The sequence below is a fragment of the Mesorhizobium sp. KR1-2 genome, assembly GCF_040045035.1.
GTDB lineage: Bacteria > Pseudomonadota > Alphaproteobacteria > Rhizobiales > Rhizobiaceae > Pseudaminobacter.
Genome location: NZ_JBDZDS010000005.1, coordinates 28,472 through 44,062, shown reverse-complemented (window position 1 = coordinate 44,062; position 15,591 = coordinate 28,472). Strand labels below are relative to the sequence as shown.

Genomic DNA, 15,591 nt, shown 5'->3' with positions numbered 1-15,591 from the left:
TTTCGATATTCATTTCTGAATATGAGCGAGATCGATTGGAACCTGATCAGAAGTTTTGTCACTGTCGCTGAAACCGGCAGCCTGTCGGCCGCCGCGCGCCAACTGTCCGCCAGCCAGCCCACGCTCGGCCGGCACATCGCGGAACTGGAGCAGGCGCTTGGCGTCACCCTCTTCCGGCGCGGCCGGCAGGGTTACGTGCTGACCGAGGCCGGCAGCCTGTTGTTCGAGCGTGGCCGAGCCGTCCATGAGGAGGCAACCGCGTTTTCGCGGCTGGCGCTGGGCTCGGTGGAGGCCATCGAAGGCACGGTCCGAATTGCCGCAAGCGAGATCGTGGCCGCCTGCGCGCTGCCCGAAATGCTCGCCCGCCTCGGCGTCGAGGAACCGAGCATCGAGGTCGAGATCGTCGCCTCCAACCAGGTCGAGAACCTTCTGCGCCGCGACGCCGACATAGCCATCCGCATGGTACAGCCGGCGCAGAACGAACTGGTGGCGCGCAAGGTCACGGACATTCCGCTGCGCGCCTGCGCCGCGAAAAACTATCTCGACCGGCGGGGACGGCCCGAAAGACCGGAGGATCTACGCGAGCACGACCTGATCGGATTCGACCGCAGCGACGAGATGATCCGTGGCCTTGAACGCTACTTGCCGGGATTGACGCGGCATACCTTCCGCCTGCGCAGCGACAATCACATCGTGCTCTGGGAAGCTATCCGCACCGGCAACGGCATCGGCATTGCGCAGGAGCCGCTTGTCCGGCGCGATCCCGGCGTCGAGATCGTGCTGCCCGACCTGCCCCTGCCCGCCCTGCCCGTATGGCTCGCCATGCACCGCGACGTGCGGGCAAGCGTCCGTATCCGCCGCGTGGCGGATTTCCTCCACGAGGAGCTGAAGCGCTATTCGGCCGGTTGAGTCGCCGGCGCGAAGTCGGCATGGCGGGCCATACCCGACATCAGGAACACGACTATCAGCAGCGCCGAGACCGAGACGAAGACCGGCGCAAAGCCCGTGTGCTGACCGACGAAGCCGATGGCCGAAGGCGCCATCAGGATACCGGAATAGCCCATGGTGGTGACCACGCTCATCCCCGCGCCGGCCGACAGGCCAGGCTGGTTGCCGGCCGCCGAAAAGATGATCGGCACCATGTTGGCAATGCCGAGCCCGCAGAAGGCAAAGGCCGCAATGGCCACCCAGGGCGTCGGCGCAAAACCGGCGACAAGCATGCCCGTAGCGGCGATCAGGCATGAGACGCGAAGCGTGGTTACGGCACCGAAACGGTTGCGTACGGCATCGCCCATGAAGCGCACCGTCGCCATGGTGCCGGCAAAGAAGGCAAAGGCGAGGCCGGCGGTGGCAATGTCGGCGCCATGCTCCTGCTTGAGATAGAGCGCCGCCCAGTCGAGCACCGAGCCCTCGGGGATCATCGAGAGCAGCGCCATCAGGCCCACGAGATAGATGGCCGGGTTCCTCGGCAGCGAGAATTTTCTGTGCTCGGCAACGATGTGCCGCTCTTCGACGATGAGATGGCGAAGCGACAGCGAAAGCAGGATGGCTGCGACGATCGTCACCAGCACGGCGTGGACGAGATGGCCGTAGTTCTGGATGGCAAAGCCGCCCAGGCCGCCGCCGACAAAGCCGCCCAGGCTCCAGAAGCCGTGCGAGGAGGACATGATGGCGCGCGAGAGCCGCTTTTCCACGGCCACCGCATTGGCGTTCATGGCCACATCCATGCCGCCGGTGACGCCGCCGAACAGGAACATGGCCACCGCCGCCGTAATCACGTTGGGAGCCAACGCGACGATCAGCAGGCCGAAGGTGGCGGCAGCACCAAACCAGCGCACTACGCTGCGCGAGCCATGGCGCGCGATCAGATAGCCGCACCACGACATGAAGACCACGGCGCCGGCGCCGAAGAGCAGGATGAGCAGACCAAGTGTAAACTCGCTGATGCCGAGCCGGGTGAGAAACACCGGGATCTGCGGGGCCCAGCTGCCGGTCATGAAGCCGTTGACGAAGAACGCCGTGGCAACGGCCCAGCGACCGCGTTTTGCGGTTTCGATCATGTTCGTGGCGTGCATTGTGGCGTTCCGCGTCCAGTGGTTGTGCGAGGCGCGAATTTAAATCGGTTTAACCGACAGTCAACACGTTAAATCCGGCGAAATATTGGACCAGACGGCGGCGGGCCGACCGTCATGGCCGCGGACGTAACTAGCGGAAAGCTGCCCCGCTGTCCCCCTGGCAAAGTGTAGCGGCTATCCGAACCGGCCTTGAAACGGCCGGCCCGGATTTCGCAGAGATCGCTATGCGAACACCACCAGAAGGTCCTTGGCGTCGATCTGGTCGCCGGCCCTGACCAGCACTTCGGTGATGATGCCGTCGCGCTCTGCGTGCAGCGCCGTCTCCATCTTCATCGCTTCGATGGACAACAGCACGTCGCCGGCCTTCACCGCCTGCCCGGCCGCCACGGCAAGCGTGGAGACCACGCCCGGCATCGGCGCGCCGACATGGGCGTCGTTGCCCGGCTCGGCCTTGCGGCGCACTTTCGATGCCGAGGCGCCATGTGCCCGGTCCGGCACCTTCACGCGGCGCGGTTGGCCGTTGAGCTCGAAGAACACGGTGACCATGCCCTTGTCGTCGACATCGCCGACGGCCAGGCAGCGGATCACCAGCGTCTTGCCCTTCTCGATGTCGACGAAAACCTCGTCCTCCGGCTCCATGCCGTAGAAATAGGTCAGCGTGGGCAGCACGCTGACCGGGCCATAGGTCTCCTGCGCGCCCGCGAAGTCCGAAAACACCTTCGGATACATGAGCCAGGAAGCGAACTCGAATTCGCTGAGGGATCGGCCGAGCTTTTCCTCGATCTCCTTGCGGTTTGCCTTGAGGTCGGCGGGCTTCAGCAGCGAGCCGGGGCGGACGGTGATCGGCCTTTCGCCCTTCAGCGCCTTCTTCTGCAGCGCCGCCGGCCAGCCGCCCGGCGACTGGCCGAGATCGCCGCGCAGCATCGATACCACCGAATCCGGGAAGGCGATGTCCTTGTCCGGGTTCTCGACGTCGGCGACGGTCAGGTCCTGGCTCACCATCATCAGCGCCATGTCGCCCACAACCTTGGACGACGGCGTGACCTTGACGATGTCGCCGAACATCAGGTTCACGTCGTGATAGGCCTGCGCCACCTCGTGCCAGCGGGTTTCGAGGCCGAGCGAGCGCGCCTGCTCCTTGAGATTGGTGAACTGGCCGCCCGGCATCTCGTGCAGATAGACCTCCGAGGCCGGCCCCTTGAGGTCGCTTTCGAAGGCCGCATACTGGTTGCGCACCGCCTCCCAGTAGAAGGAGATGCGGCGGATCCATTCCGTGTCGAGGCCCGGATCGCGCGCATCGCCCTTCAGCGCCTCGACGATGGAGCCCAGACATGGCTGCGAGGTGTTGCCGGAAAACGCATCCATCGCCGCGTCAACCGCGTCGACGCCGCTCTCAACCGCTGCAAGCACGGTCGCGGCCGACAGGCCGGACGTGTCGTGCGTGTGGAAATGGATCGGCAGATCCGTCGCCTCGCGCAGCGCCTTGAACAGCGCGCGCGCCGCACCCGGCTTCAGCAGGCCGGCCATATCCTTGACCGCGATGATATGCGCGCCCGCCGCTTCCAGTTCCTTGGCGAGACCGACATAGTATTTCAGGTCATACTTCGCCCGCGCTGGGTCGAGGATGTCGCCAGTGTAGCAAATCGCCGCCTCGCAGAGCTTGCCCTCGGCCACCACGGCATCCATGGCGACGCGCATGTTCTCGACCCAGTTCAGGCAGTCGAACACGCGAAATAGGTCGATGCCGCCATCGGCGGCCTGCCGGACGAAATGCTGCACGACGTTGTCGGGATAGTTGGTGTAGCCGACGCCATTGGCGCCGCGCAGCAGCATCTGCAGCAGGATGTTGGGCGCGGCCTCCCGCACGCGCGACAGGCGTTCCCACGGGTCTTCCGTCAGGAAGCGCATGGCAACGTCGAAGGTCGCGCCACCCCAGCATTCGAGCGACAGAAGCTGCGGCAGCGCCCGCGCATAGGTGCCAGCGATACGGGCAATGTCGTAGGTGCGCATGCGCGTCGCCAAAAGCGACTGATGCGCGTCGCGCATCGTGGTGTCGGTGATCAGAACCTCTCTCTGCTCACGCATCCAAACCGCGAATTTTTCCGGCCCAAGCGCATCGAGGCGCTGCTTGCTGCCGTCCGGCACGGGGCCGGTGAACCACGGGATGATCGGCGCGGCTGCCTCCGGATCGGGCAGCGCGCGGCCGCGCGTCTCCGGGTGGCCATTGACGGTGACGTCGGCGAGATAGTTCAGCAGCTTCGTCGCGCGATCCTGCCGTTTCACCTGGGCGAAGAGCTCCGGCGTCGTGTCGATGAAGCGCGTCGTGTAGCTGTTCGCCTGGAAGGCCGGGTGCGTGATGATGGCTTCAAGGAAGGTCAGGTTGGTGGCCACTCCACGGATGCGGAACTCACGCAAGGCGCGGTGCATACGCGCAATCGCCTCGCCGGGCGTCGGCGCCCAGGCGGTGACCTTCTCCAAAAGCGGGTCGTAGAAGCGCGTGATCACCGCACCGGAATAGGCGGTGCCGCCATCGAGGCGGATGCCGAAGCCGGTCGCGCCGCGATAGGCGGTGATGCGGCCATAGTCGGGGATGAAATTGTGCTCCGGGTCTTCCGTGGTGATGCGGCACTGCAGGGCATGGCCGTTCAGCCGGATGTCGGCCTGTGTAGGGACGCCCGATTCCGGCGTACCGATGGCAAAGCCGTCGAGGATATGGATCTGCGCCTTTACGATGTCGATGCCCGTGACCTCCTCGGTGACGGTGTGCTCGACCTGGATGCGCGGATTGACCTCGATGAAGTAGAACTTGCCGGTGTTGGCGTCCTGCAGGAACTCGACCGTGCCTGCACCGATATAGCTGGTCTCCTTGGCGAGCTTCAGCGCATAGCCGCACAATTCCTGCCGCAGCGCGTCGCTGAGATACGGCGCGGGCGCGCGCTCGACCACCTTCTGGTTGCGGCGCTGGATGGAGCAGTCGCGCTCGAACAGGTGCACGGCGTTGCCATGCGTGTCGCCCAGCACCTGCACCTCGACATGGCGGGCGCGCTCGATCAGCTTTTCGAGATAGACCTCGTCCTTGCCGAAGGCCGCCTTGGCCTCGCGCTTGCCTTCCATCACCTCGCGGGCGAGGTCGGCCTCGGAGCGGATGGCGCGCATGCCGCGCCCGCCGCCGCCCCACGACGCCTTGAGCATGACCGGATAACCGATCTTGGCGGCGAGCTTCTTGACCTCGTCAATGTCGTCCGGCAGCGGGTCGGTCGCGGGCACCACCGGCACGCCGACCTCGATGGCCAGGTTGCGGGCGGCCACCTTGTTGCCCAGCCGGCGCATCGTCTCGGGCTTCGGACCAATGAAGGTGATGCCGGCCTCGGCGCAGGCCTCGGCGAATTCGGGGCTTTCGGAAAGCAGTCCGTAGCCAGGGTGGATCGCATCGGCGCCCGAAAGCTTGGCAACACGAATCACCTCGTCGATCGACAGGTAACTCTCGATCGGCCCCAGGTCCCGAGTGAGGTGCGGGCCGCGCCCAACCTGGTAGGATTCGTCCGCTTTGAACCGATGCAGCGAATATTTGTCTTCCTCGGCCCAGATCGCCACGGTTTTGAGCCCCAGCTCATTGGCGGCGCGAAACACGCGGATCGCGATTTCGGAACGGTTGGCGACGAGGATTTTGCTGATCGGCAAGGACGGCCTCCGAGTGACGTAAGGAGAGGTTGAAGTCGCCGGCCTGCTTAGCGCCACAATTGCTGCAGCGCAAACAAAAATGCCCGGCGCAAGCGCCGGGCATTTTCTTCAAGCGTAAAGCTTAGTCGATCTGGAAGTAGTTGTACTTGCCGTCGTCACCCTTCTTCCACTGGTAGACGACATAGTCAGCGTCGGTACGGTCGCCCTTCTCGTTGAAGGAGAGGTCGCCCAGAACGGTCTTGAACGGACCCTTCTCGCGGATCGCCTTGGCAACTTCCTGCGGGTCGTTCGAGCCGGCAGCGGCGGCTGCCTGCGCGATCACCTGCGTGGCAGCGTAGGAGTAGAGCGTGTAGGCCTCAGGCTCGAAGCCGGCCGCACGGAACTTCTCGACCACTTCCTTCGCGTTCGGGTTGTTGCGCGGATCCGGGCCGAAGGTGTTGTAGGTGCCCGCAACGGCATCGCCGGCGATGGAGGCGAGTTCGTTCGACACGATGCCGTCGCCCGAGAACAGCGGCGCCTTCAAGCCCTGGTCGGCCGCCTGGCGGATGATCAGGCCGGCTTCGGTGTGGAGACCGCCCCAGTAGATCATGGTGACGCCGGCTTCCTTCATCTTGGCGATCAGCGCCGAGAAGTCCTTGTCGCCGGTGTTGACGCCTTCGTACATGACTTCCTTGTGGCCGGCAGCCTCGAGCGCCTTCTTGGTCTCGTCGGCGAGGCCCTGGCCGTAAGGCGTCTTGTCATGGATGACGGCGACCTTGGCGTCGGGGAAGTTCTTGGCGATGTAGGCGCCGGCAACCTCGCCCTGCTGGTCGTCGCGACCGCAGACGCGGATCGTGTTCCACAGGCCGCGCTCGGTGAAGACCGGGTTGGTGGCGGCAGGGGTCACTTCGAGGATGCCGTTTTCGGCATAGACTTCCGAGGCCGGAATCGAGACGCCCGAGTTGAAGTGGCCGACAACGAACTTGACGCCGTCAGCGACGAACTTGTTGGCAACCGAGATGCCCTGCTTCGGATCGGAGACGTCGTCGCCGACGGAAACCTTGATCTGCTCGCCGTTGATGCCGCCGGCGGCATTGATGTCGGCAACGGCCTGCTCAGCGCCCTTCTGGAGCTGCGCGCCGAAGGCAGCATTCGGACCGGTTATCGGACCGCCAACGCCGAGCAGAACGTCCGCCCAAGCGCTGCCACTGAACGCCACCATCGCAGTCAGCGCAACTGCGGACAACAGTGATTTTTTCATCGAAACACTCCCATTATACGGGTGGGCGTGGATGATGCTTTCATGCGATGCCCACCCTTATCGCAGAAAGATCAGTTTGCCGATTTTCCGGCTTTTGTCACGCCGATTCGAAGTTGAAGCGGCGCTATTCTTGACTGTTCAGCCTTTCGGCCTCCAGCTTAACAGAGAAGCTCTTTCATAGACCCAGTGGTACTGCGTCACCATCTGGTTGGTGCGCGTGTATTGGAAGCCGAGAGTCCCCAATACGATCAGAACCAGCGTGTCCACCGCGTAGTATTGAAGCGAGAACATCGTTCCCTCGAACAGCGCGTGATGGATGAAGCGCACGGCTATTCCGAGCAGCAGCAGATAGAACACCAGCGCGGCAAAGCTGCGCCAGGTTTGCGCGCAGGCGCGGCCTGTCATCCAGGCCGCCCAGCCGCCAAGCAGGCAGGTCACGAAAAAGAACTGCCAGATCGAGGCTTCCTCATAAAGAATGCCCTGCATTTCACTCCCTCCGGACGGACCTTTTTCGTCCTGTTCCTGCCTCTTCGAGCCACCGGCGCGGAAACCGTCATCCGCCCCGGCGTCGCCAACTTGCCTAGTGCCGCCCACCTTCGAGGTAGGCTGCGCGCACTTCCGGATCCGCCAGAAGCTCCTTGCCGGAGCCGCTCATGGTCACCTTGCCGTTCACCATCACATAGCCGCGGTCAGCCAATCGCAGCGCGCCGAAGGCGTTCTGCTCGACCAGGAACACGGTCAGGCCTTGCGTCTTGTTGAGCACGCGGATCGCGTCGAAGATCTGCTTGACGATCAATGGCGCCAGACCGAGCGACGGCTCGTCGAGCAGCAGCAGCTTCGGGCGAGCCATCAGTGCGCGCGCGATCGACAGCATCTGCTGCTCGCCGCCCGACAGCGTGCCGCCGCGTTGGGTGATGCGCTCCTTGAGGCGCGGGAAAAGTTCGAACACCTTTTCCACATCCTCATTGAAGTACTTCAGATTGTCGAGGCTTGCACCCATCTGGAGATTTTCCAGCACCGTCATGCGCGGGAAGATGCGGCGTCCTTCCGGCGATTGGGCGATGCGCAGCCGGGCGATCTCGTGCGTCGGCAGGTTCGTGATGTCCGTGCCGGCAAAAGTGATCTTGCCAGTCCGGGCCCGCGGATTGCCGAAGATGGTCATCATCAGCGTGGACTTGCCGGCACCGTTGGCGCCGATCAGCGCAACGATCTCGCCCTCGTTCACGGCGATGTTGACGCCGTTGAGAGCGCGAATGTTGCCGTAGTAGGTTTCGACCGCCTCGACGTTGAGCAGAGCTTTGGACGTCATCATGCGCGCCTCCCGCCCTTGCCCGACGCCGATTTGGCAGCGGTCTTGGCCAGGGTCTTCGCCTGGACAACCCAGTCCTCGCGACGGATACGACCGTCAAATGCCAGATAGGCTTCCACGGCGTCGATGTCGGCCTTCTTCCAGGCAGCGATCTGGTCGAAATGGAAGATGCCGTGTTCGTTGAGCTTGCGTTCGTTCACCGGCCCGATGCCCTTGATCTGAGTAAGCCTGTCCGGCATCCCGTCTCGCGGCGCGGCAAGCGAATTCGAGAGTTTCTTCTGCGCGTCATCCGTTTTCGGTGCCTCGGCCCCGGCCGCCTTGGTGGCGGTTCGCGCCTTGCCCGACGATGCCTCCGCCTTTACGGCCTCGGGCGCCGATGCCTTTTTCGCGGCGGGCGCGGCGGCTTTTGTGCGCGCCTCGCGTTGCTCGACCTGCAGCGCCTTCGATGCATCGGCCGAGACCCTGACGAGCTCGCCGTCGCCATTGCTGTGGCCGATCGTTTCGCTGATCGGCCCGGCCATCATCGACGACGACACCGAGGGGCCGTGCGCGGGATCCGGCTCGCCGTCCAGCTCGTGGATGACATGGTCATCGCCGACGCCCGTGAGAACCTCGGCCACCTCTTCGTCGTCGACGCCGAGATAGGCGGCAATGACGCGCGGGTCGTTCTTGACCTTGTCGGGGTTGCCGTCAGAGATCTTGCGGCCGTATTCCAGCACCACGACGTGGTCGGAAATCTGCATGACCACCGACATGTCGTGTTCGATCAGCAGGATCGAGGTTCCGCTGTTTTCCTTGATGTCGTTGAGCAGTTCGTTGAGCTGCAGCGACTCCTTCGGGTTGAGGCCGGCCGCCGGCTCGTCAAGGCACAGAAGTTCGGGCTCCGTGCACATGGCGCGCGCGATCTCCAACCGCCGCTGCGCACCATAGGGCAGGTCGCCCGCCGGGTCGTCGGCACGGTGGATGAGATCAGCCTTCTCGAGCCAGAACTTGGCCAGTTCGATCGACTCCGCCGAAGCCTGGCGGTAGCCGCCGAGCCCCAGGAGACCAAGGATCGTATAGCCGGACGCGCGCATCAGCTTGTTGTGCTGCGCCACCAGAAGGTTTTCGAGCAGGGTCATGCCCGAGAACAGTCGGATGTTCTGAAAGGTGCGTGCGACCTTTGCCTGGGCCGTGATGCGGAAGTCCGGCATGCGCTCGAGCAGGAATTCCTCACCGCCACGGCCGGTCATGCGGATCATGCCTTCCGACGGCTTGTAGAAGCCGGTGATGCAGTTGAAGACGGTTGTCTTGCCGGCACCGTTCGGCCCGATCAGCGCGGTGATTTCGCCGCGCCTGGCCTCGAAGGACAGATCGCCGATGGCGACCAGACCGCCGAACTTCATCGAAAGGTGCTCGACCGAAAGGATCGGCTTGTTCATGTTGGTTCCCGTAGCCATCAGCCGTGTCCTTCCTTGGTGAAGGAGGCCGAGACGGCTTTTCGTTCATGCAGGAATGCGGTGGGTTCTCGACTGCCGACGAAGCCGCGCGGCTTCCACAGCATCACGAGCACCATGGCGCAGCCGAACAGCAGCATGCGATAGAGCTCGGGCGTGAAATCAGACCCGAAGACGTATTTCAGGAACTCCATCTCGCGCAGGGCCTCGGTACCGCCGATCATGACCACGGCCGCCACCGCGATGCCGGTGAGCGAGCCCATGCCGCCGAGCACCACGATCGCCAGGATCATCGCCGATTCCAGGAACACGAAGGATTCAGGGCTGACGAAGCCTTGCCGCGCGGCGAAGAAGGAGCCGGCAAAGCCGCCGAACATGGCGCCCGTTGCAAAGGCCGTAAGCTTGGTGGTGGTGGTGTTGATGCCGAGCGAGCGGCAGGCGATCTCGTCCTCGCGCAGCGCTTCCCATGCCCGGCCGACCGGCATGCGGCGCAGCCTGATGGTGACGAAGGCGGTGAGCAGCGCAAGCAGCAGGATCAGGTAGTAGAGGAAGATCTTATAATAGGCACCGGACTGGGCGATGTTCAGCACCTTGGCGATGTAGTTCGGGTCGCTGACATTGAACGACATCAGGCCGAAGAAGCTGACCTTCGGAATGCCGGACACACCGGCCGAGCCGTTGGTCACCTCGCGCCAGTTGATCAACACCAGGCGGATGATCTCACCGAAGGCAAGCGTCACGATCGCCAGATAGTCGCCGCGCAGGCGCAGCACCGGGAAGCCGAGGATGACGCCCCAGAAGGCGGCCATTATGCCGGCTGCCGGCAAGAGGATCCAGAACGACCAGCCGAACTGCGTGCCCAGCAGCGCGTAGGAGTAGGCTCCGACCGCGTAGAAGGCGACATAGCCCAGATCCAGCAGGCCGGCGAGGCCGACGACGATGTTGAGGCCCCAGGCCAGCATCACGTAGATCAGGATCTGGATGCCGAAATTGTCCACCCACTTCAGCGAGCCCTGGAAGCCGAACATCAGCACCATCAGCACCGGGTAGATGAACAGCAGCAGGATGGCGAGTTGCGAGAAGTTGCGGCGGATGAAGCTCTTCTCGCCCGCCTTCGGCGTGGAGCGGGCCTTTTCGGCATTGCGCCGGTCGATCGCCGGCTGCACGAAGGCCACGAACAGGAAGCGGCCGATCATGGTGACAGCCACCACGCTCGCAAGCAGCCACCAGCGCTGCACCAGGATCAGCTCGTTGTTGATATTCTGATCGGTCCTGAGACCGATCAGCAGGACGAACAGGCCGAGCGAGACAAGGCCCGCATAGAATGCCTGACGAAAGGCGTTCGGGAACGGGCTTTCCATTTCTGCCCGGCTCGTGGAAACAGCTTCAGCCATGATCTCAGACCTTTTCCACTTCTGGTCGGCCCAGCAGGCCGGAGGGCAGGAAGATCAGCACGATCGCGAGGATGGAGAAGGCTGCCACATCCTTGTAGTCGATGGAGAAATAGGCCGACCACATCGACTCGATGAAGCCGATCAGCAGCCCGCCGACGACCGCGCCTGGAATGGAACCGATGCCGCCAAGCACCGCCGCCGTGAAGGCTTTGACGCCCGGCACGAAGCCGTCGGAGAACACCACCACGCCGTAATACATCAGGAACAACGTGCCGGCGACCGCGGCCAGGCTGGCGCCCATGATGAAGGTGATCGAAATGGTGCGGTCGACGTCGATGCCGAGCAGCGCCGCCATCTTGCGATCCTGCTCGCAGGCGCGCTGGGCGCGGCCGAGCGAGGTCCTGTTGACCAGGTACCAGAAGATCACCAGCAGAGCGGAGGTCACCAGCACGATGATGATCTGCTTCAGCGAAACGCTGACGCCCTCGATGGTATAGACCTGGCTGACCATCGGCGGGATCGGCTTGTTGCGCGGGCCCTGAGTCACCTGAACGAAGTTGGACAGCGCGATCGACATGCCGATGGCCGTGATGAGCGGGGCAAGCCGGAAGGAGCCGCGGAGAGGCCGATAGGCGACCTTTTCGATCGTCCAGTTGTAGAGGCTGGTGAGCAGCATCGCCACGATCATCATGATCAGAAGCGCCACCACCACCGGCACTGAATAGAACAGGCCGACCAGAATGAGGAAGACGATGAGCGCGGTGAAGGCACCGACCATGAAGATATCGCCATGGGCGAAGTTGATCATGCCGATGATGCCGTAGACCATCGTATAGCCGATCGCGATCAGGCCATAGATCGATCCCAGCGTCAGCCCGTTGATAAGCTGCTGGATGAAATATTGCATGTAGAAGCGGCTCCCCTGGAATGTCGCCTCATGGACGCATTCCTTTTCGTATTTCCCCTAGTCGTAAAGCCTCGAGCCCGGATTGCAACGTCGTTTCTTGTTACCGGACGGGAAGCCTCGAACCCGTGTCCAGGCTGTCTGCTTTTTTGTTTCAGCTTGCTGGACTATCGCGGAAGCTAGCATTGGCCCAACGCAATGTCCTTGTCTAATTGGCAACTATTTTGGCCATTCTATCGCAAATTTGTGCGCCGCATAGGCCATTTGAGACGATTTATTGCAGAAAATTCAGCAGCGCATTTCCGCGCGCCCGCCGTCGGAAGCCGCTCCTGTCAGGTCGCCACAAAGCCATGTGCAAAGCCCCGACGCCGCGGCCAAATGCGTAGAACACGTCCTGGCGCCCACCTGGCACGGCCGACCACCGCAAGCGAACCCGGAAGCGACGGCCGATACCCCATCCATTCGCACCCACGGTGAAGTCCAATCCCGACAGGAACTGCATGCACGAAGAGGCCGCGCACGAATTTCGGTGAAAGGCCCGGCTGATGGTCCGGCAGTTCATGCCTGTCAAGATGCCGATATTCGATGCCCAAGCGATTGCGCGCAGCGCAGCCTGAAACTCGCCTTTGCATTCATATCTGCAGTGCGCGACCGCGCCGCCCGATATATCTCCGCCGAGAGCAAGCTGCCAATTGGATTTGGGCTCTGATATATCAAGGATTTTCAGCCGGAATTGCACGTTTTGAACACCAATAACATTGTCGCCGCACGCGCAGATGTGGCCGAGCCGGTCAGCCTGAAGGCTTATCATGCGCTGGAGGAAATGATCGTCACACTGGAGCTTGCTCCCGGCAGCATCACCACCGAGCGCATGCTTGTAGAAATACTAGGGCTCGGTCGCACTCCGGTGCGGGAGGCAATTCAACGGCTTGCCTGGGAGGGGCTTATCTCGGTGCGCCCGCGCGCGGGCCTCGAGATCGCGCCGCTGCACGCGGCCGACTGGCTGCGCGTGCTCGACGCGCGCCGGGGCGTGGAGATCATTCTTGCCCGCTCCGCAGCACGCTTCGCCACCGCTGAGATTTCCAGCCGCCTTCAGGCGACGGCGGTGGCAATTCACCAGGCCGTGCTGGGCAACGACGTAATCAGCTATCTCGAGGCAGACAAGTCGCTGGACGAGGCGATAGCGCTCGCCGCCGACAACCAGTTCGCCGCTCGCCTGGTGGCGCCGCTGCAGACCCATAGTCGCCGCTTCTGGTTCCGCTTCCGGAGCCGCACCGGACTTGCGGAGGCCGCCGGCAACCATGTCGCACTGATCCGCGCGATTTTGGACCGCGATGAAGAAGCAGCCGCCACCGAGGCCGACCGACTGATGGCGCTTTTGCGGCTGCATGCGCAGGCAGCGGCGATGCGGTAAGAGGAGACCTGGCCCGACCACGCAAATTGCCCGGCCGGATTGGTGGCAAACTCGGCAAATGTGGTCTCATGTCGGGATCACGCCGGCCGGAACGTCTTTTACTTGATCCGCGGCACGAAACCTTCGACCGCCGCATGGCACGGGAGGACAAGGGAAGCCCCATGAGCAAAAGCATCGCCATCATCATCGCCAGGCTGATCTTCGCGGCCGTCTTCATCATGGCAGCCGCATTCAAATTTTCCGGCATGCAGGCCACGGCCGACTACATCGCCGCCGCCGGATTTCCGTTTCCGCTCTTGCTGACCTGGGCTGCTGCGCTGTTCGAAGTGGCGCTGGCCGCCTGCTTCCTCAGCGGCGCATTCTTCCGCGAGGCTTCGCTCCTCGCCGCGGCCTATGTGATCTTCCTCGGCTTCGCCTTCCACGGTCCATCGCATTGGGAAGGCAACCAGGCCGAATTCGGCTTCTTCGTCGACCACTTCACATTCCTTGCCGGCCTGCTTTTTGCAGCCGTCTATGGGCCGGGCGAGAAGCTGGCGCTGCCCTACGGCAAGCTCTGGAAATAAAAGCTTCGAGCAAAGAGAAAGGCCGCGGTTGACCGCGGCCTTTCTGCGTCAAACGAGAATCGTCGGGCTCAGTTCATCGTCGGGATGACGAACTCAGCACCGTCCTTGATGCCCGACGGCCAGCGCGAGGTGACCGTCTTGGTCTTCGTGTAGAAGCGGAACGCATCCGGGCCGTGCTGGTTGAGGTCGCCGAAGGAGGAGGCCTTCCAGCCGCCGAAGGTGTAGTAGGCGATCGGAACCGGGATCGGCACGTTCACGCCGACCATGCCGACCTGCACGCGGGATGCGAAGTCGCGGGCCGCATCGCCGTCGCGGGTGAAGATGGCGACCCCGTTGCCCATCTCGTGGTCGTTGGCGAGCTTGATCGCGTTCTCGTAGGTGGGCGCACGGACGACCGACAGCACGGGGCCGAAGATCTCTTCCTTGTAGATGCGCATGTCGGCGGTAACGTTGTCGAACAGACAGCCGCCCATGTAGAAGCCGTTCTCATAGCCCTGCATCTTGAAGCCGCGGCCGTCGACGACGAGCTTGGCACCTTCCTTCACGCCGATGTCGACGTAACCCTTGATGCGTTCCAGCGCCTCACGCGTCACGACCGGGCCGAAGTCGGCAGAGGAGTCGGTCGACGGGCCGACCTTCAGGCTCTCGACGCGCGGGATCAGCTTTTCCATCAGGCGATCGGCCGTGTCGTGACCGACCGGAACGGCAACCGAGATCGCCATGCAGCGTTCGCCAGCCGAGCCGTAGCCGGCGCCGATGAGGGCGTCGACGGTCTGGTCCATGTCGGCGTCGGGCATGATGATCATGTGGTTCTTGGCGCCGCCGAAGCACTGCACGCGCTTGCCGGCAGCGCAGCCGCGACCGTAGATGTACTGGGCGATCGGGGTCGAGCCGACGAAGCCCACCGCCTTGATGTCCGGATCGTCGAGGATCGCGTCGACCACCGTCTTGTCGCCGTTGACGACGTTGAGCACGCCTGCCGGCAGGCCCGCCTCGATGAACAGTTCGGCGATGCGCAGCGGCACGCCCGGATCACGCTCTGACGGCTTCAGGATGAAGGCGTTGCCGCAGGCGATCGCGGGTGCGATCTTCCACAGCGGGATCATGGCCGGGAAGTTGAACGGGGTGATGCCGGCGACGACGCCGAGCGGCTGACGCATCGAATAGACGTCGATGCCGGGGCCCGCACCGTCAGTGAACTCGCCCTTCATCATGTGCGGCGCGCCGATGCAGACCTCTACCACTTCGAGGCCGCGCTGGATGTCGCCCTTGGCGTCGGCAATCGTCTTGCCGTGCTCGCGCGCCAGCAGTTCGGCCAGCGAGTCATATTCCTTGTTCACCAGTTCGAGGAACTTCATCAGCACGCGCACGCGGCGCTGCGGATTGGTGGCGGCCCAGGCCGGCTGCGCGGCCTTGGCGTTTTCGACGGCCGCGCGCAGCTCGTCGGCAGAGGCCAGCGCCACCGTGCCGCGCACGGAGCCGTCCATCGGCTGCATGACGTCCTGCTTGCGCCCGCTTGTTCCGGCGACATGCTTGCCGCCGATGAAATGACCATATTCGACCATGATGGCTCTC

General features: G+C 63.4%; 12 protein-coding genes. 3 read left to right on the top strand and 9 right to left on the bottom strand.

Translation table 11 applies throughout. The features are described from left to right. The first annotated feature begins 21 nt into the window (after positions 1-21). Positions 22-909 carry a LysR family transcriptional regulator gene (locus ABLE85_RS11860; protein ID WP_348792937.1) on the top strand — a complete coding sequence of 296 codons (888 nt, stop codon included), beginning with the start codon at positions 22-24 and terminating at the stop codon, positions 907-909. On the opposite strand, the gene ABLE85_RS11855 is transcribed toward ABLE85_RS11860, so the two are convergent. The 8 genes from ABLE85_RS11855 to ABLE85_RS11820 all read right to left on the bottom strand — a co-directional run bounded on the left by ABLE85_RS11855 (position 894) and on the right by ABLE85_RS11820 (position 12,042). Continuing rightward, complete coding sequence (locus ABLE85_RS11855; RefSeq protein ID WP_348792936.1) at positions 894-2,075, bottom strand: MFS transporter; 1,182 nt, start codon at positions 2,073-2,075, stop codon at positions 894-896. The genes ABLE85_RS11860 and ABLE85_RS11855 overlap by 16 nt on opposite strands. 222 nt (positions 2,076-2,297) lie before the next feature. Next, positions 2,298-5,756 carry a pyruvate carboxylase gene (gene pyc / locus ABLE85_RS11850; protein WP_348792935.1) on the bottom strand — a complete coding sequence of 1,153 codons (3,459 nt, stop codon included), beginning with the start codon at positions 5,754-5,756 and terminating at the stop codon, positions 2,298-2,300. Positions 5,757-5,877: 121 nt separating this feature from the next. After that, on the bottom strand, positions 5,878-6,996 hold the full coding sequence (locus tag ABLE85_RS11845) for a branched-chain amino acid ABC transporter substrate-binding protein (protein ID WP_348792934.1): 1,119 nt from the start codon (positions 6,994-6,996) through the stop codon (positions 5,878-5,880). Positions 6,997-7,134: 138 nt separating this feature from the next. Further along, positions 7,135-7,482: a DUF6867 family protein gene (locus ABLE85_RS11840; RefSeq protein ID WP_348792933.1), complete on the bottom strand. Its 348-nt coding sequence runs from the start codon at positions 7,480-7,482 to the stop codon at positions 7,135-7,137. 94 nt (positions 7,483-7,576) lie between these two features. Beyond that, positions 7,577-8,305 (bottom strand): ABC transporter ATP-binding protein, encoded by a 729-nt coding sequence (locus tag ABLE85_RS11835; protein ID WP_348793206.1) that lies wholly within the window; start codon positions 8,303-8,305, stop codon positions 7,577-7,579. Further along, positions 8,305-9,744, bottom strand: a complete 1,440-nt coding sequence (locus ABLE85_RS11830) for an ATP-binding cassette domain-containing protein (RefSeq protein WP_348792932.1) — start codon at positions 9,742-9,744, stop codon at positions 8,305-8,307. The genes ABLE85_RS11835 and ABLE85_RS11830 overlap by 1 nt, the downstream gene beginning before the upstream one ends. Continuing rightward, the gene (gene livM / locus ABLE85_RS11825; protein WP_348793205.1) at positions 9,744-11,102 is read right to left on the bottom strand and encodes a high-affinity branched-chain amino acid ABC transporter permease LivM; all 1,359 of its coding nucleotides are present in this window, start codon (positions 11,100-11,102) and stop codon (positions 9,744-9,746) included. Before livM ends, ABLE85_RS11830 begins: the two co-directional genes overlap by 1 nt. 37 nt (positions 11,103-11,139) lie before the next feature. Further along, entirely contained in the window at positions 11,140-12,042 is a 903-nt protein-coding gene (locus tag ABLE85_RS11820) for a branched-chain amino acid ABC transporter permease LivH (protein ID WP_348792931.1), read from the bottom strand. A gap of 754 nt (positions 12,043-12,796) precedes the next feature. Here ABLE85_RS11820 and ABLE85_RS11815 point away from each other — a divergent pair. Then, positions 12,797-13,453, top strand: a complete 657-nt coding sequence (locus ABLE85_RS11815) for a GntR family transcriptional regulator (protein ID WP_348793204.1) — start codon at positions 12,797-12,799, stop codon at positions 13,451-13,453. A gap of 161 nt (positions 13,454-13,614) precedes the next feature. Further along, positions 13,615-14,016 carry a DoxX family protein gene (locus tag ABLE85_RS11810; protein WP_348792930.1) on the top strand — a complete coding sequence of 134 codons (402 nt, stop codon included), beginning with the start codon at positions 13,615-13,617 and terminating at the stop codon, positions 14,014-14,016. 68 nt (positions 14,017-14,084) lie between these two features. Here ABLE85_RS11810 and ABLE85_RS11805 read toward each other — a convergent pair whose 3' ends face one another. Continuing rightward, complete coding sequence (locus ABLE85_RS11805) at positions 14,085-15,581, bottom strand: CoA-acylating methylmalonate-semialdehyde dehydrogenase (RefSeq protein ID WP_348792929.1); 1,497 nt, start codon at positions 15,579-15,581, stop codon at positions 14,085-14,087. Between the last annotated feature and the right edge of the window lie 10 nt (positions 15,582-15,591).